18 protein-coding genes, 1 tRNA gene, 1 rRNA gene and 1 other RNA gene are annotated in these 25,282 nt (G+C 34.7%); 5 read left to right on the top strand and 16 right to left on the bottom strand.

The features are described from left to right. The 12 genes from FYJ81_RS10235 to gltB all read right to left on the bottom strand — a co-directional run. Positions 1 to 84: ribosomal RNA gene (locus tag FYJ81_RS10235) — 16S ribosomal RNA — on the bottom strand; the annotation flags it as partial. A 523-nt stretch (positions 85 to 607) separates the two neighbouring features. After that, a complete protein-coding gene (gene recR, locus FYJ81_RS10230) occupies positions 608 to 1,204 on the bottom strand; it encodes a recombination mediator RecR (RefSeq protein ID WP_046206986.1) in 597 nt (198 codons plus the stop codon). A gap of 4 nt (positions 1,205 to 1,208) precedes the next feature. After that, entirely contained in the window at positions 1,209 to 1,526 is a 318-nt protein-coding gene (locus FYJ81_RS10225; protein ID WP_026034724.1) for a YbaB/EbfC family nucleoid-associated protein, read from the bottom strand. 89 nt (positions 1,527 to 1,615) lie between these two features. Continuing rightward, positions 1,616 to 3,325 (bottom strand): DNA polymerase III subunit gamma/tau, encoded by a 1,710-nt coding sequence (gene dnaX / locus FYJ81_RS10220; protein ID WP_326752232.1) that lies wholly within the window; start codon positions 3,323 to 3,325, stop codon positions 1,616 to 1,618. Positions 3,326 to 3,384: 59 nt separating this feature from the next. Further along, positions 3,385 to 3,915, bottom strand: a complete 531-nt coding sequence (locus tag FYJ81_RS10215) for a GNAT family N-acetyltransferase (protein WP_107504966.1) — start codon at positions 3,913 to 3,915, stop codon at positions 3,385 to 3,387. A 182-nt stretch (positions 3,916 to 4,097) separates the two neighbouring features. After that, positions 4,098 to 4,366, bottom strand: an RNA gene (ffs, locus tag FYJ81_RS10210) — signal recognition particle sRNA large type. A 71-nt stretch (positions 4,367 to 4,437) separates the two neighbouring features. Continuing rightward, the gene (gene treR, locus FYJ81_RS10205; RefSeq protein WP_154409616.1) at positions 4,438 to 5,163 is read right to left on the bottom strand and encodes a trehalose operon repressor; all 726 of its coding nucleotides are present in this window, start codon (positions 5,161 to 5,163) and stop codon (positions 4,438 to 4,440) included. Between the two features lie 30 nt (positions 5,164 to 5,193). After that, the gene (gene treC / locus FYJ81_RS10200) at positions 5,194 to 6,828 is read right to left on the bottom strand and encodes an alpha,alpha-phosphotrehalase (RefSeq protein ID WP_107385688.1); all 1,635 of its coding nucleotides are present in this window, start codon (positions 6,826 to 6,828) and stop codon (positions 5,194 to 5,196) included. 88 nt (positions 6,829 to 6,916) lie between these two features. Then, entirely contained in the window at positions 6,917 to 8,344 is a 1,428-nt protein-coding gene (gene treP, locus FYJ81_RS10195) for a PTS system trehalose-specific EIIBC component (RefSeq protein ID WP_107383741.1), read from the bottom strand. A 339-nt stretch (positions 8,345 to 8,683) separates the two neighbouring features. Further along, positions 8,684 to 8,776: transfer RNA gene (locus tag FYJ81_RS10190), tRNA-Ser, on the bottom strand. 60 nt (positions 8,777 to 8,836) lie between these two features. Beyond that, entirely contained in the window at positions 8,837 to 10,300 is a 1,464-nt protein-coding gene (locus tag FYJ81_RS10185; protein ID WP_154409615.1) for a glutamate synthase subunit beta, read from the bottom strand. A gap of 18 nt (positions 10,301 to 10,318) precedes the next feature. Next, positions 10,319 to 14,818 carry a glutamate synthase large subunit gene (gltB, locus tag FYJ81_RS10180; RefSeq protein WP_154409614.1) on the bottom strand — a complete coding sequence of 1,500 codons (4,500 nt, stop codon included), beginning with the start codon at positions 14,816 to 14,818 and terminating at the stop codon, positions 10,319 to 10,321. A 141-nt stretch (positions 14,819 to 14,959) separates the two neighbouring features. Between gltB and gltC the strand changes: the two genes are divergently transcribed. The 3 genes from gltC to FYJ81_RS10165 all read left to right on the top strand — a co-directional run bounded on the left by gltC (position 14,960) and on the right by FYJ81_RS10165 (position 17,826). Further along, positions 14,960 to 15,847, top strand: coding sequence for a glutamate biosynthesis transcriptional regulator GltC (gltC, locus tag FYJ81_RS10175; protein ID WP_107383743.1), 888 nt, complete (start codon positions 14,960 to 14,962; stop codon positions 15,845 to 15,847). A gap of 81 nt (positions 15,848 to 15,928) precedes the next feature. Beyond that, positions 15,929 to 17,041 carry a YibE/F family protein gene (locus FYJ81_RS10170; protein WP_107383744.1) on the top strand — a complete coding sequence of 371 codons (1,113 nt, stop codon included), beginning with the start codon at positions 15,929 to 15,931 and terminating at the stop codon, positions 17,039 to 17,041. A 38-nt stretch (positions 17,042 to 17,079) separates the two neighbouring features. Further along, the gene (locus FYJ81_RS10165; RefSeq protein WP_154409622.1) at positions 17,080 to 17,826 is read left to right on the top strand and encodes a YibE/F family protein; all 747 of its coding nucleotides are present in this window, start codon (positions 17,080 to 17,082) and stop codon (positions 17,824 to 17,826) included. A 290-nt stretch (positions 17,827 to 18,116) separates the two neighbouring features. On the opposite strand, the gene FYJ81_RS10160 is transcribed toward FYJ81_RS10165, so the two are convergent. Both FYJ81_RS10160 and FYJ81_RS10155 read right to left on the bottom strand, forming a co-directional pair. Then, positions 18,117 to 18,737 (bottom strand): hypothetical protein, encoded by a 621-nt coding sequence (locus FYJ81_RS10160; RefSeq protein WP_119537842.1) that lies wholly within the window; start codon positions 18,735 to 18,737, stop codon positions 18,117 to 18,119. A 742-nt stretch (positions 18,738 to 19,479) separates the two neighbouring features. Next, positions 19,480 to 20,349, bottom strand: coding sequence for a GNAT family N-acetyltransferase (locus FYJ81_RS10155; protein ID WP_107505264.1), 870 nt, complete (start codon positions 20,347 to 20,349; stop codon positions 19,480 to 19,482). A 167-nt stretch (positions 20,350 to 20,516) separates the two neighbouring features. Between FYJ81_RS10155 and FYJ81_RS10150 the strand changes: the two genes are divergently transcribed. Then, positions 20,517 to 20,786: a hypothetical protein gene (locus FYJ81_RS10150; RefSeq protein ID WP_019467864.1), complete on the top strand. Its 270-nt coding sequence runs from the start codon at positions 20,517 to 20,519 to the stop codon at positions 20,784 to 20,786. A 123-nt stretch (positions 20,787 to 20,909) separates the two neighbouring features. Here the strand turns inward: FYJ81_RS10150 and FYJ81_RS10145 are convergent, their stop codons facing one another. Beyond that, a complete protein-coding gene (locus tag FYJ81_RS10145) occupies positions 20,910 to 21,875 on the bottom strand; it encodes a LysM peptidoglycan-binding domain-containing protein (protein ID WP_107385682.1) in 966 nt (321 codons plus the stop codon). Positions 21,876 to 22,036: 161 nt separating this feature from the next. After that, positions 22,037 to 22,816 carry an arylamine N-acetyltransferase family protein gene (locus tag FYJ81_RS10140; RefSeq protein ID WP_107383749.1) on the bottom strand — a complete coding sequence of 260 codons (780 nt, stop codon included), beginning with the start codon at positions 22,814 to 22,816 and terminating at the stop codon, positions 22,037 to 22,039. Between the two features lie 416 nt (positions 22,817 to 23,232). On the opposite strand from FYJ81_RS10140, the gene ilvD reads away from it, so the two are divergent. Continuing rightward, on the top strand, positions 23,233 to 24,933 hold the full coding sequence (gene ilvD, locus FYJ81_RS10135; RefSeq protein WP_154409613.1) for a dihydroxy-acid dehydratase: 1,701 nt from the start codon (positions 23,233 to 23,235) through the stop codon (positions 24,931 to 24,933). Positions 24,934 to 25,282: the final 349 nt, after the last annotated feature.

Below are 25,282 nucleotides of genomic sequence, written 5' to 3'. Positions count from 1 at the left end.
AAGCTCCTTATCTGTTCGCTCGACTTGCATGTATTAGGCACGCCGCCAGCGTTCATCCTGAGCCAGGATCAAACTCTCCATAAAAATATGATGTTTGATTAGCTCATAAAATACTAATTTGTGTTATTAATAACACGTTGTTTTGATTCAACATTTAATGTTGAAATCGGAATTAACGTTGACATATTGCAATTCAGTTTTCAATGTTCATTTGTTTCAATCACAAGAATTAATTCTACAGGTTTTAACTTTGAAAGTCAAGAACTTTTTAAAATTAATTTGAAAGCTTGTTTTGAAATATCATTGTGTGTGTCGTTTTGTTTCGTCCGACAAGTAAATACTATACACGCTTAAAACGCTTTGAACAACAGTAAAATTTACACTTTTCTTCATGATCAAATGTGATCTTTCTTCATTTTACATACTTTTTATTTCCAATGGTTTGTATCGTTCGTTTTTATCTTCATCTCGTGATTTTTGACATTGATAAATAGTTTGAATAACTCTATAAAACAAACTTTACTGTTTATTAAATTTCTTTTCAAAAATTTAAAGCTACCTTAAAAAAAGGTAGCTTGGTTTCATTTTATTTATAATTGAACACTTATTACATCTCTGTTCTGCCCATAATCGCTTTTGATAATGTCACTTCATCCGCGTATTCTAAATCTCCACCAACAGAAAGTCCTTGCGCTAATCGAGTTACTGTTAAACCTATTGGTTTAACTAGTCTCGATATATACATCGCCGTTGACTCGCCTTCCAAATTAGGGTTCATTGCTAAGATGAGCTCTTTTACTTCATCATTTTTTAAGCGATTGATTAAACTTGGAATATTAATATCTTCTGGTCCTATGCCATCCATCGGAGATATAGAACCATGTAATACATGGTACAAGCCTTTATATTCACGCATTTTTTCCATAGCGATAACATCTTTATCGTCCTCAACCACACAAATAATTGAACGATCTCTCTGTTTATCTTGGCAAATATAGCATGGATCTTGCTCAGTAATATGCCCACACTCACTACAATAGGTAAGTTCTCGTTTTACATCTACTAAAGCTTTAGCAAATTGAACGACATCGTCTTCTTTCATATCTAATACATGAAACGCCAGACGTTGAGCTGTCTTCGGCCCAATGCCTGGCAGTTTCATGAAACTGTCGATAAGTTTGGATATTGGTTCTGGATAGTGCATACAATCACATTCCAGGGATATTTAAGCCTTGTGTATGCTTACCTAAACGTTCTTGAGTAAGTTCATCAGCTTTATTCATCGCTTCGTTAGTAGCAGCAATAACTAAGTCTTGTAACATTTCAATGTCATCTGGATCAACTGCTTCTTCTTTGATTTCTACATCGAGAACTTCTTTATGACCTGATACTGTGACAGTTACCATGCCACCACCAGCTGTACCTTGTACTTTTTCTTCTTTTAATTTTTCTTGTTCTTCATTCATTTTCTTTTGCATTTTCTGCATTTGTTTCATCATTTGTTGCATATTTCCGCCACCGCGCATATATTTATCCTCCTTAAAAACTTCAATCTCATCTGATTGTAATTCATCTTTTGTCTCATTATACATGCCTTTTAATTCATTGTCATGTATCACTCTTCATCAATTACATTTACTGTGTTTTCTCCAAATAGGTCTTTAGCCTTTTGAACGACGTCGACTTCTTCAGGAGACGCTGTTGTCGCTGTTCTGTTTTCTTCCGCACTCGTACTTTGTTTGCGGTTTTGAAGATATTCTGTTCTTACTCTCATCCACTGATCTGCTGGCACGCCCACTACTTTAACTGTTTTATCTATAATATTACATACTACGTTCTCAATATTCTCTCTTTTTTCATCATCTTTATTTACAATCTCACAGTGTATTTCTTCTTCGAATTTAATCAGTACATGTGTTTCACTAGCTGCCACTGGTTCTGAATTTTGAAGTAAGCTTACTAATGATTTCATATCATTACTTTTAGCGTGATCTATAACCTCTTGCCAGTGGTCTTTAAGCTGTTTAATATCTTCTTTGTTAGCTTTATCTAATACTTTGGCAATTTGTTGCATTGAAAACGCATTTTTCGATTGCGTGCCTTTACTAGCTGTTTTTTTAGCTTGCGGTTTTGCATTATTAGTTACGACACCTTGTGATTTTAATGTTTTCAGTTCATTTTCTAACTGTTCCATTCGCTGTAACAATACTTCATTATTAGGTTCACTGGCTACGCTCGTTGTAGCAACAGTTTGCACATTTTCTGATTCGCCTTTAATCATTTCTGCTATTTTAACTAATAATACTTCAAAATGCACACTTTGATTGACACTAAATCTGATTGAAACAAGCGTATCATTAATCACATCAATCATTTTATACAAAGTTTCTAAGTCAAAATGCATCAGTGCATCATATTCAGATTCTATATTAGATGTCTTATTCATAATGGTATCTCTCACAAAATAAATCATATCATTAATCAGACGATTTACTTCTTTACCTTGTGCAATAAATTGGTGATAAGTTGAAAATGCAGTTTTTACATATCCTTCAACTATCTCTTTTAGTAAATCATTCAATGCTTGAGCATCTACGCTACCAGTTACATTCAACGCGTCTTGCAATGTAAGATGATCATCACCAAAAGCAATTGCTTGGTCCATAATACTTAACGCGTCTCGCATACCACCTTCAGATGCTTTGGCAATAAAATCTAAGGCAGCATTATCATATTCTATATCTTGAGCGTCTGCTACGAATTGCAAACGTTCTACAATTTCATCGTGACTAATTGCTTTGAAATCAAATCTTTGCGCTCTTGAAATAATTGTCGGAGGTATTTTATGTGGTTCTGTAGTCGCCAATATAAAAATTGCATGTGCTGGTGGTTCTTCTAAAGTTTTCAACAATGCATTGAAAGCACCTGTTGTTAACATATGAACTTCATCTATAATGTATACTTTGAATTTTGATTCACTTGGTGCGTATTTAACTTTATCTCTGATATTTCTAATTTCATCCACACCATTATTACTAGCAGCATCTATTTCAATCACATCTGAATTCGTTCCTCGCGTAATCCCTGTACAAATAGCACATTCATTACAAGGTTCTCCATCGGAACGTTCGAGACAATTAATAGCTTTCGCGAATACTTTTGCGATACTTGTTTTGCCTGTCCCTCTCGGCCCGCTAAAAATATACGCATGTGATTGTTTGCCTTTTGAAATTGCATTGCGCAATGTTTTAGTTACATGTTCCTGGCCTACTACATCTTCAAAACTCTGTGGCCGGAACATTCTATATAAAGCTTGATAATTCACCTTCACACCTCCAATTACATTCAACAACTATTATATCACTGTGCTTTATATTTTGAATATTAATTAAATGCCTCTGGATAAACTACATTACCATTTGGTTGCTCTGCAAGTTGTTCCCACAAGAATTTAACCATAAAATATTTCGATGGTACATCAAACGGGCTATAAATTTGATAGTGGCTTGCCTCTTCATAACCTAACATACCATAATATTCAGGATCTCCAAGTACAATAATAGTCGTATAATCTTGCGCTTTTGCGCGTTCTTCCACAGCTTGAACAAGCGCTTTACCTATACCTTTACTTCTATATTCTGGCAATACAGATAAAGGTGCTAACGCTAACGCCGTATAGCGTGTTTCATCGTTAATAATCTCTATTTCTGAAAGCATTGCATGGCCAATGACATCACCTTCATCTGTCTTCGCAACAACTTCCAATTCGGAATTATATTCTGTAGATGCTCTAATTTTCAAAACTAAATCTTGTTCATCATGGTTGGACTCTGCGACGTTTTCAAAAGCAGTTTTTATTTCGTCTAAACTTGCGTCATAGTCATTTTCAGTTAATGTACTTAAATAAATTTGCATATGTCGTTCCTCCAAATTCACTAAATTCAATTTTGGGCAGTTACAATCAGAATGCTATCGTTACAGTTCAATCAATTAAATTAATGTATCGCTATTATTTTAATATAAAAAAAGAGTGACTGCTATCAAAAGATAAGTCACTCATAATATATGGTTAATTGTATTTAGTTTAAAAATTAAAACCGTGCACCTTCGCTTCGAATACGTATCATAAACGTAACCAAAGTCGACAGCTAAATCTCGGCAATCCTACGGCACATACGATGATCCACTTAATGCTGCTTCCGTCAGGACCTGACATGGTTCATGGGTTCATATTGCATAGGACCGAAATCTTCAAACACTACGTGCTTTGGGCAGACTTCACAAAAACGTAGCCTTAGCGAAGGAATTCAGTCTCGCATAAGCGGATTTCGAGTACAGGGAACCGCTACCTCCCCACCTAGCACGGCAAGATATATCATACTATAAGGTAATGACTGATTGCAAGTCATACAATTCATTATTTTATAACTTATTTCATTAAATTTTGTGACGTCTCGAAAAATCATTAAACTTAAACTCCGTGGCTAAATGTTTGGAAATGTTATATTGAAACTTTGTCGTATCCTTTAAATGGACGATACCTCGGACCGTTGCAGTGTATGGTGGTGTTATATCTCCAAATATTTCACGTTCTAAATTACCAAATGATTCAAAGGTGATAGATTTATTAGAGTAGCTAATTTCTAACTTCAGCGTTTTTTCTATATAATGATACAGCGAATCTTTAGCAATGTTCATTGTTATATCAGGAACAATTTTTTCTACTAAATAATCTTCATCAATAATTTTTACGCGACGATCAATTTTTCGCGTTCGAATAATGTGCCACAATGTTTCACTCTGCCGCAAATCCAAAGCGTTTTTTACTTCAGGCACTTCGCTGGCAGGTATGCGTTCTAATAATCTAACTTCAGTCTCATGACTCAGACCTAATCCTTGTTGAACTTCCCTGAAACTCGTTAAATTCGCAAACGGGAATTCTGTAACACCTTGATAGATTACAACTGATCCTTTACCTTTAATTTTCTGAATCATACCGTCTCTAACAAGTAGATTAAGCGCTTTGCGCACAGTTTCACGAGAGGCATTGTAATCGAATACCAATTCGTTTTCTGATGGCAATTGAGCACCATATGGTAGCTTTGATTCGATGATGTCTGTGCGTAAATTTTCATAAATCGCAATAAATTTTTTCTGTTTCATGTGATTTCACTCACTGCCTTTTAATTTAAATTATTGTCTAACTACGATGGCACCAAATCCGTCTATTAAACCATTTACAATCGAGCCATTTTGTAACATTACTTCTCCTTCAACTTTTAAGTCTTGTGGTATTTCAACTTTTTCTTTTGAAAAGTTAGCAATCACTAACCATGTTTCATCCTTATAATGACGCTTATAAACAAATAATTCATCGTGGTCCATGTAAAGTGGCTCAATATTCCCATAAGTTATAATATCATGTTCGTGACGTAGCTTTATCAATTTTCTATATGTTTGCAAAATGGATTGATCGTCTTCTATGGCTGCTTCAACATTGATTTCCTTATAGTTGTTAGGAATATCAATCCAAGGTGTGCCTGAAGTAAAACCTGCATTTTCACCGCTTGTCCACTGTACAGGTGTACGAGAGTTATCACGAGATTTTTGTCCTAATATCGTTAAAATCTCTGTTTCTGGATAACCTTCAGCTTTTAACTTTTTATATGCATTTAGAGATTCTATATCTCTATACTGGTCGATATCATTGAAGTGAGGGTCTGTCATACCAATTTCTTCACCTTGGTAAATATATGGTGTGCCTTGAAGCATGTGCAAAGCGATGGCTAGCATTTTAGCACTACTTTGACGTAAAACCTCCGTCGAATCATCACCGAATCGTGTTACTACACGTGGTTGATCATGATTACACCAAAAAATAGCATTCCATCCGCCACCGTTATAAATACCTATTTGCCATTCCATTAATATTTCTTTTAATTTATGAAAGTCTAACTTTGCGTTTGTCCACTTTTCTCCATTAATATAATCTACTTTTAAATGATGAAAATTAAACACACTACTTAGTTCTTGACGTTCGGGATCCGTATATTGAATACAATTTTCAATCGTTGTCGAAGACATTTCGCCCACTGTCATCATATCTTTAACTCCAAATGTCTGTTGATTCATTTCGTGTAAGTATTCATGCACACGTGGTCCATCAGTGTAAAATTCTTTTCCTATCTTTTCTGAATTTTTAAATTCACCTTTTGATATTAAATTAATTACATCGAATCTAAAACCGTCTACACCAAAATCAATCCAATAATTAATCACTTTATAGAGTTCACGACGCACTTCAGGGTTATCCCAATTCAAATCTGCCTGTGTTACGTCAAATAAGTGAAGATAATATTCATCTGTTTTGTCATCGTATTTCCAAGCATTACCACCAAACTTTGATTCCCAATTTGTCGGTGGTTGATTATCTGCTGATCTCCTAAAGAAATAGTAGTCTCTATATGGGTTGCTTTTATCTGAATATGCTTGTTTAAACCATTCATGTTCTGTAGATGTATGATTAATGACGATATCCATCATTATTTTTAAGTCACGTTGATGTGCTTCAGCAATCAATGTTTTTAAATCTTCAATCGTGCCAAATTGTTCATTCACTTTATAATAATCGCTAATGTCATAACCATTATCATTCATAGGTGATTCATAAATAGGTGTTAACCAAATATAATCCACACCTAGATATTGTAGATAGTCTAACTTTTCAATTATGCCATTTAAATCACCTTCACCATTACCCGTCGTATCATTGAATGACTTAGGATAAATTTGATAAACTACCGATTTTCTCCAATCATTGACTACCATATTATTACCACCTTATCTTTGTATTTTAAATTAAGAAACTCGCTAATCAAACTTAGCGAGTTTAGTTGTACTTATCTATTCGAATTAACTATTCTTCTACTATTTCTTTTGCTTCTTCTTTACTGAACTTCGAGAAGATAACAGTTAATATCGCTGGTACTACCATTGCTAGAACGGTACCTATTCCGTAAATTAACCAAAAATCTTTTTTAATAGAAATGATGGCTGGCACACCGCCAACGCCAACATTACCTAAGACACCAATTGCACCTATGATAGCGCCTATAACACCCGAAGTTAAAATCGCTGCAACAAAAGGATATTTCAACGGTAAGTTTACACCAAACAATGCTGGTTCAGTAACCCCTAAGAATCCTGATACACCAGAAGTCATTGCCAAGCCTTGTTCTTTGGCCATTTTGCGTCGTTTATAGACGAACCATGCACCAAATGCAGCTGAACCTTGACAGATATTTGAAATTGCTAAGATTGGCCACAAGTACGTCCCTTCAAGACTGCTTCCCATCAGTTGGAAATCAACCGCTAAGAACATATGGTGTAAGCCTGTAATAACTAGAGGTGCGTAAAAGAAACCATAAATTGCGCCACCTAACCAGCCGATATGTTCAAAGACAAATGTCACACCATTTGTAATCCCTGTTCCTAACCATAAGGCAATTGGACCTATAACGATAAACGCTAAGAAACCAGTGATTAATAAGGCAACTGGACCAACGACTAACATTTTGATTGAATCATGCACATATTTACTTAAGAACTTTTCAATTTGTGCTAATACATATGATGCTAATAAGATTGGTAATACTTGACCTTGATAGTTCAGTTGTTTAATTTCTAAACCAAAGATATGCCATGCTGGAATATTACCTTTCCCAATATCATATTGTGAAGCGAGTTGTGGGTTCATTAAAATTAGACCTAATACCAAACCGAGTATTTGACTCCCACCAAACACACGCATACTACTCCAACCAATTAAAGCTGGCAAGAAAATAAAGGCAGTGTTTGCAATAACATTAATAATATCTGCAAAGTCCCCTAATTGTGGATATTGTGCCACCAATGCTTGCTTCCCAAACAAGTCTTCCATTGTTAATACATTATAAATCCCTAATAGTAAACCAGCAGTTACGATAGCCGGTAAAATTGGTATAAAGATATCTCCCAATAACTTAACCAATCTTTGTATAGGATTCCCTTTTTTAGCTGCGGCTGCTTTCGCATCATCTTTAGAGGCACTTTCAGCCCCGGTTTCCTCAATAAATTGTTTATAAACTTCATCTACAGTACCTGGTCCAATAACAATTTGATATTGATTATCAGCTTTGAATTGTCCCTTAACTAAATCATTGTTACTCAGTCGATCTTTATCGACCTTATCATCATCTTTCAAAACAAGTCGCAAACGCGTCACACAGTGTGTTGCTGTGTCCAAGTTTTCTCTGCCCCCAATAGCTTCGACTATATCTTGAACATCTTTCTTTTTAACAGCCATGATGATTCACTCCCTTAACCTTTAATATTATCCAGATTATAACTTGTATAGACAAGTTTTGTAAAGGCTTTCATTCAGTTTCTTAAAAAAGGTCATCAAGTAGACATTAATTTCCTATCTCTACTTGATGACCTTCTTCAATAAAAATATATATTATTTTGTGTTTGGCGTAATCACAGCAATAAGTTTAATGATATATGTCACAAACAATAACAAAAACTATGTAAAGCACCCGTCTTTTTCTATCATTGATCGTAAACAACAAAAAAAGACAAACACTTTATATTAAATAAACGTTTGCCTACTATATTATTTATTAGTCTTGGTATTTAATGATAATGGCGGAGGAAGAGGGATTCGAACCCCCGCGGGCCGTTAAGCCCCTGTCGGTTTTCAAGACCGATCCCTTCAGCCGGACTTGGGTATTCCTCCAAATGAACACAATAATTATAATATTATAGCCCATTAAAAAAGTCAATTATAATTAAAATGTTACACCAATGTTTTTTCAGTTAGGTATTCGTCAACAGCATTAGCGACTGCTCTACCTTCTTGAATTGCCCAAACAACAAGACTTTGACCTCTTCTTGCGTCGCCTGCCGCAAAAATATTTGATTGATTCGTTTTGAAATTTTTGTTATCTGCAACAATTTTATTTCTCTCAGTTTGTATATTAAACGCATGTGGCACAGTGGTTTCAGTACCAATAAATCCTATTGATAACAATACCAAGTCAGCTGGCCAATGACGTTCTGTACCATCGACAACAACCATACCATCCTCTGTTTCTTCAAGTATTTGTGTATAAACACCTGTTACATTACCAATACGATCAACTTCGTAACGCATTGTTTGAACACCATATGCACGTGGTTCAAAACCAAAACGCGCCTCATATTCATTATGAGCATAATCCATTTTGAATACAGGCATGGCTAATGGCCAATACGTATTTTCGTCAAATTCGATAGCTTCAGGTTGTTTTGTGTATTTGTTAAATTGAACGATAGATTTACAATTTTCTCTCAGTGCAGTCGCTACACAGTCTGCACCTGTGTCACCAGCACCAATGACAATTACGTTTTTCCCTTCTGCAGATATTGACGGCTTTTCAATTTCACCATTTAAATACTCGCCCTGTTCTGTTAAGTAATCCATAGCAAAGTGAATACCCATGCCCATTCGACCTTCTAATGGTAAATCACGTGCGTTTTGCGAACCTGTACAAATAATAATGGCATCGAATTGTTCCTCTAAACTTTCTTTACTGACATCTATCCCTATTTCCGTATCAGTGATAAAGGTGATACCAGATTGTTCCATTAGTTTGATTCTACGTCGCACTACGTCTTTATCTAATTTCATATTAGGTATACCATACATTAATAATCCACCTGCTTCATGTGCACGTTCATATACAGTTAGGCGATAACCTAATTTGTTTAATTCATCTGCAGCCGTTAAACCAGCTGGGCCGCTTCCTACTATAGCTACTGATGCTGCTTTACGCTCATTGGGAATCGTTGGTTTAACCCAGCCATTTTCAAAAGCTTCATCAATAATAGTACGTTCAATACCTTTAATCGCAACAGATTCTCTATTTATCTTCATCACACACGATTGTTCACACGGAGCCGGACATACACGTCCAGTAAATTCCGGGAAGTTATTCGTTTCATTCAAGCGTTTATATGCCGTTTCGAAGTCTTTTTGGTACACTAAATCATTCCATTCTGGAATATAGTTCCCAATGGGACAACCAATTGTTTCTCTACCATATGGTTCACCTGTTTGACAAAAAGGTGTGCCACAATCCATGCATCTCGCACCTTGTTCCGAGGCTTCTTCTTTTGTAAACCTTTGCTGAAAGGGTGCGTGTCCTTTCAAACGTTCTACTAAAGACAATTCATGCAAAGGTTGTTTATCATAATTCATAAATCCTTTGAATTCTCCCATACTTAGTCCCCCTTCAAATTAATACACAGCCGTTAATTGTTGCGCTGGTTCTAGATGTGTTCTCTTGTCATTAAAAGCATTCAGTAACGCTTCATCTTGCTGGTTAGATTCACGCTTTTGTAATTCAATTTTTTGCATCATCAATTTATAATCTTTCGGAATGACTTTCACTACTTTATTAGCCATTTCTTCAAAATTATCTAATATATTTTTTGCTTTAGTACTATTTGTATAAAGTAAATGGGCTTCTAGCATCTCTCTCACAACATTTTTTTCTGCTGCAACAGTGATTTCGTCGAAGTCTAAACTGTCTAATTGATGTTCTTCTTTAAATTTTTCAATATCAGATGGGAAGATATAAGCAACACCACCACTCATGCCTTGACCAAAGTTCTTTCCGACATCTCCAAGCACAATGACGCGACCGCCTGTCATATACTCAAGACCATGATCACCAATACCTTCAACAACAACTTGTACACCACTATTTCTAATACAGAATCTTTCACCAGCTTTACCATTAATAAAAGCTTTACCATAAGACGCACCATAGAAACAGACATTACCAACTATAATTTCTGATTCTCGCTGTTGCGTCGGTGCCTTCACAATTACTTTACCGCCAGAAAGCCCTTTACCTACATAATCGTTAGCATCACCTGTGTGATGTACTGTTAATCCTTGAGGTATATAAGCAGCTAAACTTTGACCAGCATGACCTACTGTATTGACATTGATACTATCTTCAGGCAAACCTTCAGCACCGTAGATATCAGTAATCATACTACCAGTAATGACGCCCACATCTCGTTGCTCATTTTTCACTACATAATTGCCAGTAAATGACTTCTGTTGTTCAATTGCTACTTGAGCATCAGGTAATAGTTGTGTTAAATCGAATCCTTCATCAAGATGGTGATTTTGCGCTATTTTTTTATATCTTTCACCTTCGTGCTGATATAATAATGCTTCAACATTCATAGATGCAGCTTTAGGTCTTCGTTGAGATAAATTATCTTTTCGTTTTAATAAGTCTGTACGCCCCACCAAATCATCTACAGTGCGCAAACCAAGTTCGGCTAGTATCTCTCTTAATTCCTCAGCAACAAAATGCATAAAATTGACCACATGATCAGCTCTACCATTAAATAGTGCGCGTAAATCTTGATTTTGTGTAGCAATACCTACAGGGCATGTATCTTTATGGCAAACCCGCATCATTACACATCCAAGGACGACTAATGGCGCTGTTGCAAAACCAAATTCTTCCGCTCCTAATGCACATGCATATGCCACATCTTTACCTGTGAGTAATTTGCCGTCTGTTTCTACAATCACTCTCGATCTCAAATTATTCATCATAAGTGTTTGATGTGTCTCCGCTAATCCAATTTCCCAAGGTACACCTGCGTGTTGGATACTTGTTTTGGGAGAAGCACCCGTACCGCCATCATATCCACTAATCACAATTTTATCAGCATAAGCTTTAGCTACACCTGCTGCGATTGTACCGACGCCAGTTTTAGATACAAGCTTCACTGTGATATTTGCGTTTTTATTAGCATTTTTCAAATCATGAATTAATTGTGCTAGGTCTTCAATTGAATAAATATCATGATGTGGTGGTGGAGAAATCAAACCAATACCTGGTGTAGAGCCTCTGACTTCAGCAATCCATGGATAAACTTTAGAACCAGGAAGCTGACCGCCTTCCCCAGGTTTAGCACCCTGTGCTACCTTAATTTGTATTTCTTTAGCATGTTGTAAGTAATGACTCGTCACTCCAAATCTTCCAGAAGCAACTTGTTTGATTGCACTAGAACGATTACGACCTTCGTCATCCACTACAAATCGTTCAGGATTTTCTCCACCTTCACCACTATTACTTTTACCACCCATTTGATTCATTGCTTCAGCAAGTGTTTGATGGGCTTCTTCAGAAATAGAACCATAACTCATTGCACCTGTATTAAAACGTTTTACGATTTCACTCGTTGGTTCTACTTCATTGATATCAATTGAATCTTGGTTTTTAAATTCCATTAAGTGACGAATATGATCTGTACGTTGGTGATTGACTTCATTTGAAAACGTTTTGAACTGTTCATAATCATTTAAACGACACGCATGTTGTAGTAAGTGAATTGACGTCGGGTTAAATGCGTGATGTTGGCCTTGTTTACGCCATTGAAACGTACTACCAGATTCAAGGTACTCGCTCTCAGATGACTGTCTCGCTTTATTTTCTTTATCTATCAAGTTTATATCGATACCAGATAGTTTTGTTTGTGTCCCTGTAAAATACCGGTCAACAACTTCTTGTGACAAACCTACCGCTTCAAAAATTTGAGCCCCTTGGTAGCTTTGAACGGTAGAAATCCCCATTTTAGCCATAACTTTTATGACACCTTCTGATAATGTATCCGTATATGTTTGAACGTTTTCGGCAATATTTCCGTTTAAGCGTCCTTTCTCCACTAAGTTTTCTATTGTATGCTGCGCTAAATATGGTACGACTGCATTAGCACCATACCCTAATAAACACGCTACATGGTGCACCTCTCTCGTTTCACCAGAAAGTGCGATGATACTTGTACGCATGCGCAAACCTTCTCTAATTAATAATTGATGTACATGACTTACCGCAAGCAATATTGGCAATGCATAGCCTTGCGCTTCAACTAGTACTCGATCATCTAATACAATAATTTCATAGCCATCTTTCACGGATTGAATTGCTTGTTCCCCTAAATTGTCTAACGCCGTTTCTAAGTTTTCGTGATATAGCGTTGATAAATGCTTAACTTTGAACCTACTATCGTCAATCGCTTTTAATTGTGCCTCAGTTAACACCGGTCTTTTCAATTGAATTCTATTCAATACATCTTCGTTAGGTTTTAATAAATTACCTTCTGAACCTAAATAAGACAATTCACTTGTCACTATTTTTTCTCTATATGCATCAATCGGTGGATTAGTGACTTGTGCAAAAAGTTGTTTAAAATAATTGAATAACGATTCATCTTTTTCATTTAAAACAGCAATCGGAACATCATACCCCATAGCGCCAATTGGGTCTTTCTTACTTTCAATTAATTCTGTCATATATTTGTCGATTTCTTCATTCGTATAAACAAATTGCTTTTGTAATCTAGCTAAAGTTGCTTCATCCCAATTGGATGGGACCACTTTTACATTGTCTAAATCTAAGTCTACTTTAAATTGATTTAGCCAATTCTCATATGGTAATTCATCAGCGATACGTGATTTTAATTCATTATTATCAACTACTTTTTGCTGTTGAAAATCAACTAATAGTAATTTCCCTGGATTTAGTTGACCTTTAAAAGCAACTTGTTCCTCAGGTACATCTACAACACCCACTTCTGATGAAAAAACAATGTAATTATCTTTAGTGATTGTATAACGTCCTGGTCGCAAGCCATTTCTATCAGTTAGCGCGCCAATTTTTTCTCCATTACAAAATGAAATCATTGTTGGACCATCCCACGGTTCCATCAAGTAACTATAGTATTCATAAAAAGCACGGACGTTACTGTCATTCGCCGTATTATAAAGCCAAGGTTCTGGTATCATTAACATTGCTGCTCTCTCTGGTTCCATAGCTAAAGATAAAAATTCTAAAGCGTTGTCTACAATAGCTGAGTCACTACCGTCTTCATCAATAATTTCCTCTACTTTATGTTTGTCTTCACCAAAAATAGTTTCAATCAAATCATTTTGTCTTGCACGCATCCAATTAACGTTACCCTTAATAGTATTAATCTCTCCATTATGCATTAATAATCTATTAGGGTGTGCGCGCTTCCAGCTCGGAAATGTATTTGTACTAAAACGAGAATGCACGAGTCCTAGCTTTGATATATAGCGTTCATCATTTAAATCTTGAAAGAGCTTCTTAATTTGATCAGAACGCAACCATCCTTTATAGACGATTGTTTTATGAGATAAACTTGTGAAATATAAATCTACTTGCTGCTTTTTAGCATATAATTCAATTTGTTTACGTGCTAAAAATAACGCTTTTTCTATGTGAACATCATCATTTAATGCGATGAATACTTGTTGTATATATGGCATCGTTTGGGCTACATGTTCGGCAATGGCATCGACATCTACTGGCACATCTCTATAACCAATAACATTTAATCCTTCGCTTTCAAAATAACGATTGAACGTTGCTTCATGCTCTGAATTTTTTATCTTCACATTCGAAAAAAACATACCTACTGCATAATGACCCTCTTTCGGTAATTCAAAATCTGTTTGTTTAGAAAAATAATCAAAAGGAATTTCTGTCATAATACCGGCACCATCACCTGTCATGCCATCTGCACCAATTCCTCCACGGTGATCTAACCTACGTAGCATTTCCAGTGATTTTTCAACGATATCGTGTGATCTCCCATTATTCATATTGGCATAAAATCCAATACCACATGCATCATGCTCTTCACGACTATCATATAATCCTAATTGCTTACCATATTCGAACATAACCCTCACCTCTTTTTCGAAAATTCTGAATATTAAATAAGTATAGTAAACTATATAGTAATACATTAATCTATTCAATATATAAAATAGATGATATTATTCTAATAATTCGAATAATATTAATATGTTGGGAATGGTCATATGGAAATTAAACAATTGAAATATTTTATAGAAGTTGCAAAAAGAGAACATTTATCAGACGCTGCTCTAGAACTTAACATTGCTCAATCTGCTATAAGTAGGCAAATCACACTATTGGAAAAGGAATTACAAGTGACGTTGTTTAACAGAGAAGGGCGCAACATACACATTACTGAAGAAGGGCAACAATTATTTTCTGAAGCAACAAAGATTATCGAACAGCTTGATAACACAGTACGTTTATTTCATAACCAATCTGAAACAGAGCATTATATTATACGTGTTGGTTATGTTGAAAGTTATATAACACAGGTACTTACATTATTAATGCAATCCTTTGAAAACGAAAGCACATCCATCATTCAACCCATTTTAATGGAAGAAGAAGACATTTTTTCAGCTTTGCTCACAGATAAAATTGATATTGCTTTCACTGCTATGTCAGATGAACTCAAACAGCACCGTTCTTTAAAGGTAAGCCCTTTATTTGAAGAAACTTTCCATGTCTATGCACCTAAAGATGATCCGATCACAATGGCTACGAATCCACCTTTAGTACAATTTTCGAATAAATCTATTTACGAATTATATCCATTACCAACCAAGATTAGACAAACATTAGTAAAAACAACCAAAACACCTATACAAACGATTACACATCCTCAACTGGCTGAATATATCTTAAGCAAAGGGCGTGGCTACATCGTCACACCTTCTTATCATTTGCTTTCAAAAAATCCGCAAAAATGGCGAGAAGTATCATTAGAACATACAGCATTGAAAAGAACCATTTGCCAAGTTGTTCGGCTAGACAATCGAAAACATGATTTACAATTTTTATTAGAAATTATCGATAAATTATTAAGTAGAAGCACGACTTATCATTAATCACATGCATAAAACTTTTGAATTCAAATCGCTAGGAGCGTATAATCGCATTGTCTATATAGGGAGGACTGAAACAAAACAATGCCTTTTAAAACGTTATTTAAACGCCCTTTTGATTGGGTCATCTTGATATTTATCATCTTATTTGTGGCTGTATTTATTTTCACATTTTTCAATGCCAGATTTTACGATACACCAATCGGCCAAATTACAAAGATCGAAAATAAATCTACATCACACATTACAGATGATAACCATAATAAAGATACTAAATACAATCAAACCCTAACACTTAAAATTTTAAACGGAAAATTCGAGGGACAAACGACGAAGATTCCTCATCATTACATAGCATCACAAGCTGATAGTGAAGCATTCTCAAAACATAACAAAGTTTTGTTACACATCGGCAAACATCTAGATGATGCTTATATCATAGAAAAGAAGCGAGATAGCCTCGTCGTTATGATAACTGGAATATTTTTATTAACTGTTTTACTAGTAGGACGTAAAATCGGTTTACAATCGATTCTTTCTTTAGTTTTCAATACAATCGTTGTGCTTTTAGCTATCTATTTACATAATAAATTTCCTGATTTAAATTTATTTGCACTTATGAGTATCGGCGTCATTTTTACTACGGTATTTACTTTGCTCTTAGTTACCGGTTGGCGATGGCGAACGTCAATTACGATAGCAAGCACACTATTAGGCACTTTTATTTGTGTTGGCGCCACCCAATTAGTGATTACGTTAACAGATGGTGCGGGCTTAAAATTTGAAACAATGAGTTTCTTAACTTTGCCTCCTAAGGATGTTTTCCTTGCTTCTGTTATGATTGGAACACTTGGTGCTGTCATGGATGTAGCTATCACAATAGCAAGTGGTATGGCAGAAATATTGCGCAGAACACCTAATATAAGTATGACTCGATGGGCGCTCGCAGGGCGTCATATTGGTCAAGATATTATGGGGACAATGACGAACATCTTATTATTTTCATATTTATCTGGTAGTCTTCCGATGTTTCTTATTTACCTTAAAAATGCAAATACAGTAACCTATACCATTTCCATGAATTGGTCATTAGAAATTTCCCGGGCAATTACTGGTGGTATTGGTATTGTTTTAACGATTCCAATCACTATTTTATTAATGCAATTATGGTTTAAAATGCGAGGTGTTAATCAGTGAGCGTCATAACAATCTTAGGTCTTCTACTTTTCCTATTAATGGCCATTTTTGGAGGAAAAAAAGGTATCATCTCATATTTAACACTGTTTTTGAATTTTGTCATATTATTAATCACTGTCATTATAATTATGCTCGGCGCACCTATTTATCTCGTAACACTTATATTTTGTATCGTTATTGCAGCATGTAATTTATTTGTTTTAAATAGTTACAATACAAAAACAAAAGCAGCATTCTGTGCAACGGTCATTACTACTTTGTGCTTGATTATTGGTATTTATTTATCAGTATCCATCGGACATTTACAAGGTTTCACAACCGAACAACAAGATGAAACGTATATTTTTTCTATGAATATCGGCATTGATATGGTGAAATTCATGGTGTTTACAGTAGTACTTGCAGTCATAGCTGCGGTTATTGATTTAGCAATCACAATCAGTTCACCAATGTATGAGTTATACGAAACCAATTCGAACTTAACAAGCAAAGCATTATTTCAATCTGGCATGCGTGTAGGACGTGAAATTTTAGCTACTTCGGCAAACACAATTTATCTAGCCTATTTCGGAGGACAATTGACATTATTCTTTTGGTTTTTTAGGTTGAATTATTCTTTTGGACATATCATCAATTCTAAAATCTTTGCACAAGAATTTATATCTATCCTGCTAGGAGGCATCGCTGTTGCCATTAGCATCCCGATTACTGCATGGATAACAGCACTATTAATTAAACATCAAAAAGAGCGTCACTCAAAACACACGCATCAATCTTCACATTAAAAAATCAAAGTCCCACATCTCAATTTATTGAGATAGTGGGACTTATGCATGAGCTACTGCTCAGGTAACCATTTTACATTTTTACAATCTTTGTCAGGACGGGACGACGAAATCTTGTTAATAAAATTAGATTTCTGTCCTACTCTCTTTGTGAATCTGTATGATTATATGATGCATACATACCTAATTTTTAATCAAAATTTTTAACATCTCACAATAACAGAAATATGATTCGCTATTTTAAGAGTGTGTTCAAAATTTCCAAACGTTTTTCAACTAAGCTAAATCATTTAAAGTTCTTTCAGTTTTTCATTTAATAATTGCATTTTACGTTCTCGTAACTTTGTATAATATGCGATATCCTCTGCTCGCGTTTCTAGTGGAAATATATAGTAAACATCTTGATAAAAATCAATATTAGCTTTCGTGCGCCTACCCTCCAACACGATTCTCGAACTACTAGGTTGTGCTAATGATAATTCGTATTTAGGCATCACACTATGATACACATTTACGATTTCCCCATCTTTAATTAAATCTGAGGTATTTATAAATTTAATCTCTATATGGTTTTCATTCGCTAAACTTCTCGTTAATAGCGCTAACATTATGTCACAAAACATAATCGTCATAATACCTTTATTTTCGAAAGGAGGTGCAACTTCTAATTTTTCAATACACACCTTTTCAGTTTCACCAAAATGGTCAAATCTAGATTTAAATGTATGGTGATCTTCATTTTCATATCTAGTAATAACACTTGTTGAAACATAGTCTAATGATGTACCTCTCAAATAATAATAACATTCCCCAAAATCTACTAATCTTTGATATGTAAAAGGTTTTATTTCCTCATAAAAACTTTTACAAATAATATTAAACGGACTCATACTGTTACGCTTTGTAAGCATGGAATAACCTCCTATTAAATTGTTATTCATCATAATATTTGGCTATCGCAATTGTTGCTTCCGACACACATAGAAAAACACCCCACATCAAATGTGAAGTGCCAAAGCTGATATTTATTTTTCAACTTAAGATTAATAATTATTAAAAATGAAATAATTCTACTATTTATGGCATGCTAAAGTTTCAAAAATTAAACTTTTACAAAGTATCATCCAAACTCATTACAGCAGATAACATTAATAAAATACTTTCAACCATAATATCTATTAAGCTCTACGTACAATCTCATATGCGAAGCACCTGCAAAAGCCATTCTTAACGATTCAAAAATTATTTTCATAAACTAAACTGCACATCAATGGTTCAAATAAAAATTTTCCATCCTCATTGCCTATTCAATCCAATCAATGCATCAACAATTCAGTTTAATAACTTATACATTCAAAATAATCATATCCTTAATTTTTTTATTATTTATATATTTAACATTTAATATCCAACCATAACAGATTTTCATATTTAAACAAACATAATTGATTCATTTGAATTTAAATAATTCTAATATATTTTTGATTTTCTTTTAAAATCATAGACTTTCATTATATTTATTTTATTTATGCTTATATGTATTTTCAGCTGATACTTCTATTGCACAACCACTTTCATCAAGTTCACTTCACGCAAAAAAAGCGTCGTTAAAGCTAACAAACTTTGTTAGCTTTAACGACGCAATCATTGATTTCAACAACTTTGCTTCATTATGTATACAGGTTTATTTTCTAATAACGTTTCGCCTACAATTTCATAATCACTTTGACTATAAAGTTTCATTGCCAAATGGTTGTCTGTATTTACCGCTAAATAAATTTCATTGATTGTGGGATAATACTGTTTGACATATTGAGGTAAAATACACATCACTTTTTTACCATAACCGAAGCCTCTATAGTGACTATCTACACTAAAGGATCTGAAAAATATTGCGTTTGCATTTGCAGAATAAGGTTTGACTCCTTCACCTTCATGTAATGTAAAAAAGCCAACACACTGCCCCTTGCCATCATACACTAATGTAGGGTGACGTTCTTGATCTCGATTGGCCAAATCAATATTTTCTAAAGGGGTTTTGGTGAATTTCCGGTCTTCTGTCGACAGCGTAAAATTCACTAAATCAGCATATAACGATGCGTGATACGGGCTTAATTTCACTGGTTTAGATGACTCACTTTGTTGTTTAGCATATTTAATCCATGTAAGCACAGCGGGCGCAATTTTTTCCGTTTCATTTTTTGTGATCCATTTTATATCAGTAATTTCTTGTGCTGGTTTAACCGATGACCAATCAATATCTAAAGATGTTGAAAAACAATTCAACTCCGTCTTAGTATTTTTTTGAGGATAAGCATCTCCAACAACAGTACCTAAATATTTAAAAGTTTGTTCCGAAATATCCAACTGTAATTCTTCTTGCAATTCTCTTCGCAAAGCTTGTTTTAGAGACTCTCCTTGATCTATTTTTCCACCAGGAAAATAGTATTTTTTTCTGTTTCTAGCCTGCACCAATAATAATTTGTCGTCTAATTCAACTACCAAGCATACACATCTAATCATAACTATCATCTCCACTCCCCAAAGCAAACTATTTTTATACTTTCAACGCTTATGTTATCATAATCCATCCCTTGAACACATTTTGTTTTTTTCTCTCTCACAATAGAGTTTAATCTAATTAATGTTATAATAATAAAGCGGATTTTATAAAATGGAGGATTTCATTCATGGCTAAAAAAACAAAAATTAATCGCATTTCAAATACAATTAACTTCATAGGCATTGCCGTAGAAGGTTTTAATTGGTATGCATATCAATCAAAAAATAAAAAATTACTTTACACAAGTATGGCTATTACAAGTGTAGGTGCAGTCTTAGATTTCTATACTGCCTTAAAATCACCAAAAAAGTTTGCTAAAATATTTTCAACATTCACTTTGGCAAGTACGTTATTCTCAACTGCCAAGCGTATAAAATCATTACGTCAGGAACCATAAACATGAAACGTCTAGCAACGAGCTATAAAATTTCATAAAAGCAAAATAAACGTCAATTTCTATATGATTTAATAGAAATTGACGTTTATGCGTTAGTCAAAGATATTTTTGCCTTAGGCACGCTTAATGGATATATTTATATGAACTCACTTGCGATGCTGGAATCGTTCTATATGTCGCGATTCCAGGCGAAGCACTGTAGTTCATTTCAGAAACAGTAATGCTACCATTTGAATTGACAGACTCCACAAATGCTACGTGTCCATAATATCCAAGATCACTTTGTAAGATTGACCCTACAGTAGCTCTATGATCTACTGTGTATCCATCTCCTGGTGCGGCATTGTCCCAATTATTAGCATTCCACCAATAAGTACTAATACCTTTCCCAATTTGAGCACGCTTATTAAAGACATGCCATGTACACTGACCCCAGTCATACAAATTTGAATGGTTAAATACTGGCGTTTTATAACCAGTTGAACCTGTTGAACCTGTTGAGCCACCTGATGATGCTGAACCAGATACTTTTAATTTTTGCCCTGGATAAATATTGAAATTTTTAAGACCATTCAAGCTCATGATTTTTTGATATGTCGTCCCATATTTAGCAGCAATCGCAGATAATGAATCGCCTGATTTCACTGTATATGTTGTCGTTTTACCAGATGTAGTTGAACCACCTGTTGAAGTTGAGCCAGATACTTTTAATTTCTGTCCTGGATAAATTGTAAAATTAGAGAGTCCATTTAAACTCATAATTTTTTGGTATGTCGTCCCATGCTTAGCTGCAATTGATGACAATGAATCACCCGATTTCACTGTATACGTTGTCGCACTTGAGCTGCTTGTTGAAGTTCTTGAACTTGTAGTCCCTGATACTTTCAATGTTTGATTTGGAAAAATCACATTCGATGTTAAATTGTTTAATGATTTCAATTTTGCTATTGAAATATTATATTTATTCGCTATTGACCAAAGAGAATCGCCACTTTTGACTTTGTAAGTTGTAGCTGCATCTGCATTTGCAGAATTAATAGCTGCTAGCGCACTTGTCCCAATTACAGTTGCTATTATTTTTTTATGCACTTATGTAAACCTCCCAATATAAATCCGATACATTTCGTTTCCATCACGTTTACTATTATACAATTTAATTTAATACTTTTGTATATAATTTATATGACATTATTATTACAAAGTAAACCTTTTGTTATTTCAATGAAACATAACGTTGAATACTGTATATTTCAGTCAAAAGTTTTTATATTTATATCTTTAATACCAAAATAGCGATGCAAAAAATATTTATAGTTTTCAGATGTTATATTTTTCTTTTCTTTTTGACCATGATCAGTAATTGTTAAATGATTGTTCGACATCGTTACTCTACCGAAAGTCGTTGCTTTACTAATTAAAAGTTGTTGAACAAAAATGGATGCTTCATTATTTTGATTAAACGCTATGCCTTGTTCAAAATCTGACAACACCTTAGGTTCATCCCTATATTGATATTGCGTCTGCCATTTATGATCAACTTTCTTCTTCATTTCAAATGTATTGTCACTTATTTTGCTTACTTTAAACTCACCGTTTACATCATAAACAATTTCCTCATCATGTGTGATTGGCATGGCTGCTTTAGGTATATCCGCATAACCGACATCAACTAAGTATTTTTTCTGATTTAATGTAACGATTAATGCCATATGCGACCCTTCCATGGCCCAACCTGAGCCATTATAAATTGTCGCAGATACCATATACACGTTATACCCTTTACTTGTTAAATATGCGCAAAACAATCTGTTTTGTTCATAACAATAGCCCCCTCTATGTTCGTTTACAATTTTATCTATCATTGATGGATTATCTAAAGCAATAGGTTGTCCATTCTGCACATTAATATTTTCAAATGGAACGTTCAATACATACTTTTCAATATAATAGTTCAATGTTTCTAAATGATTGTCATGATATGTATGTGTATCTATCGCTAAATAATTTTCTAATATTTCAAAATCAGTCATATAACTCCTCCATTTCTCTATAGCTGTAAAATAAGTCCTATACGCATCACGATGCATTAGCGCAATTGTCAGTGACAACTTATAACTGATCAACCTCGTTCATTCACTTTAAACAATAAAAATATAACTATTTTAAGTTATGCAAGAATTTCTTAAACATGTTCTGTTAATTTATATGATAAAGGGTAATAATGATTATAGACAATCTTTTGATATTGACATCAATTAAATAAATAGATATTGTGTATACCTATACATTTGTATAGCTAATTTACTATATTTCAAAAGTATCGAAGTCACTTTACGATTCAGTGAAATGTACGAACACTTAGGTGTCATGACATCAGGTACTTATTATTTTAAAATTTTCAGATTATTCTTAATATAATGTGATTTTTTATTTTGGAGGGGATTATTTGAGCAAGGAACAGTCGCAAAATCAAAAACCAAACGATTTACGAATCCGCAGCAAAGTGATTAGTGAAGGTGTAAGCCGTACACCTAACCGATCTTATTTACGTGCACTTGGTTTTGAAGACGAAGATTTTGAAAAACCTATGATTGGCGTTGCTAGTACATGGAGTGAAGTTACACCATGTAATATGCACATCGACGGTCTCGCTCGTGCATCTAAACGCGGTATAAGCGAAGCTGGAGGTTCACCATTGATTTTTAATACGATTACAGTTTCAGATGGTATTTCCATGGGCACTGACGGTATGCGCTTCTCACTACCAAGCCGTGAAATCATTGCTGATTCAATTGAGTCCGTAGTCAGTGCTGAAAATTTAGATGGTGTTGTAGCAATCGGTGGCTGTGACAAAAACATGTCAGGTTGTATGATTGGTATCGCTCGTCTTAATTTACCAGCTGTCTTTGTATATGGCGGGACTATATTACCTGGGAAATTGAATGGCAAAGATTTGGATGCTGTATCTGCTTTTGAAGGTGTTGGACAATACAACAATGGAGAAATAGATAAAGAAGCATTACATAAAGTAGAGTGCTCTGCTTGCCCCGGTGCCGGAGCTTGTGGTGGGATGTTTACTGCTAATACAATGTCCTCTGCTATTGAAGCTATGGGAATGAGTTTGCCTGGAAGCGCTTCTCACCCAGCTGTATCAACAAACAAATCAAAAGATAGTCGCGCAGCGGGCAAAGCTGTTTATCATTTATTAGAGCAAGGTATATATCCTAAAGATATCATGACCAAAGAAGCATTTGAAAATGCGATTACTGTTGTCATGGCGTTAGGTGGCTCTACAAATGCAATCTTACATTTACTAGCTATTGCGCATACAATTGATGTAGATTTAACACTTGATGATTTTGAAAAAATACGTAAACGCGTACCGCATATTGCAGATTTAAGACCTAGCGGCAAATACGTAATGGCACATCTTGATGAAGTCGGAGGCGTGCCAGGCGTAATGAAACTATTACATGAAAAAGGGTTAATCCATGGTGACTGTTTAACAGTTACTGGTAAAACCGTTGCAGAAAACTTAGCTCAACAACCAAGTCTTTCTGATGATAAAACAATCATTAATTTTGATCAGCCTAAACATCCTACAGGTCCACTTGTTATTTTAAAAGGTAATCTAGCACCTGAGGGCGCAGTAGCAAAAATTTCAGGTTTAAGCGTTACTTATATTAAAGGACCTGCGAAAGTTTTTGATTCGGAACCTGCAGCGACAAAAGCAATACTCAATGACGATATTCAACCTGGAGATGTCGTGGTGATTCGCTATGCTGGACCAAAAGGAGCGCCTGGTATGCCAGAAATGCTATCAGCTTCTTCTATTTTGGTAGGAAAAGGATTAGGTGAATCTGTTGCATTGTTAACAGATGGACGTTTTTCAGGTGGTTCACATGGTCTAGTAGTAGGTCATGCCGCTCCAGAATCTCAAGCAGGTGGCCCAATGGCATTACTTCAAGAAGACGACATCATTACTATTGATGCTGAAAATTTAGAAATTAGTTTTGATATTTCTGATGAAGAGTTAGAACGTCGTCGTAATGCATGGCAAGCCCCGCCACTAAAAGAAACACGTGGTACATTAGCAAAATATGCCAAACTCGTATCATCTGCTTCAAAAGGCGCAATCACTGACTAATGAGTAACATTCGTTTAAGTTGTTTAATATAAAATCTATTTGAATTCATTCACTTTGCCACTTTTATACAACTATTTAGATTTTTAAAATTTACCAGTCTCAAACAAATTTTATGGAGTAATACTTTAAAATATGTGTATCTATAACAACAATAGCTTTAATTAATGAATAAACGTCAGTTTCTATAGAATTTTATAGAAATTGACGTTTGCTTTGTTTCTACGGAAATTTTGTATTAATGAAACTGTTACTTTTCTTTGAAAGCAAAATTCTATAATTTAAATGATTATGTAACCACTTTTCATACACTTTTGAATGCGCTATTGTTATATTTTTTTATTAATTTCCA

The sequence above is a fragment of the Staphylococcus sp. McC-251-APC-3A2 genome (assembly GCF_009695665.1).
Classification (GTDB): domain Bacteria; phylum Bacillota; class Bacilli; order Staphylococcales; family Staphylococcaceae; genus Staphylococcus; species Staphylococcus cohnii.
This window is presented reverse-complemented; position numbering and strand designations above follow the sequence as displayed.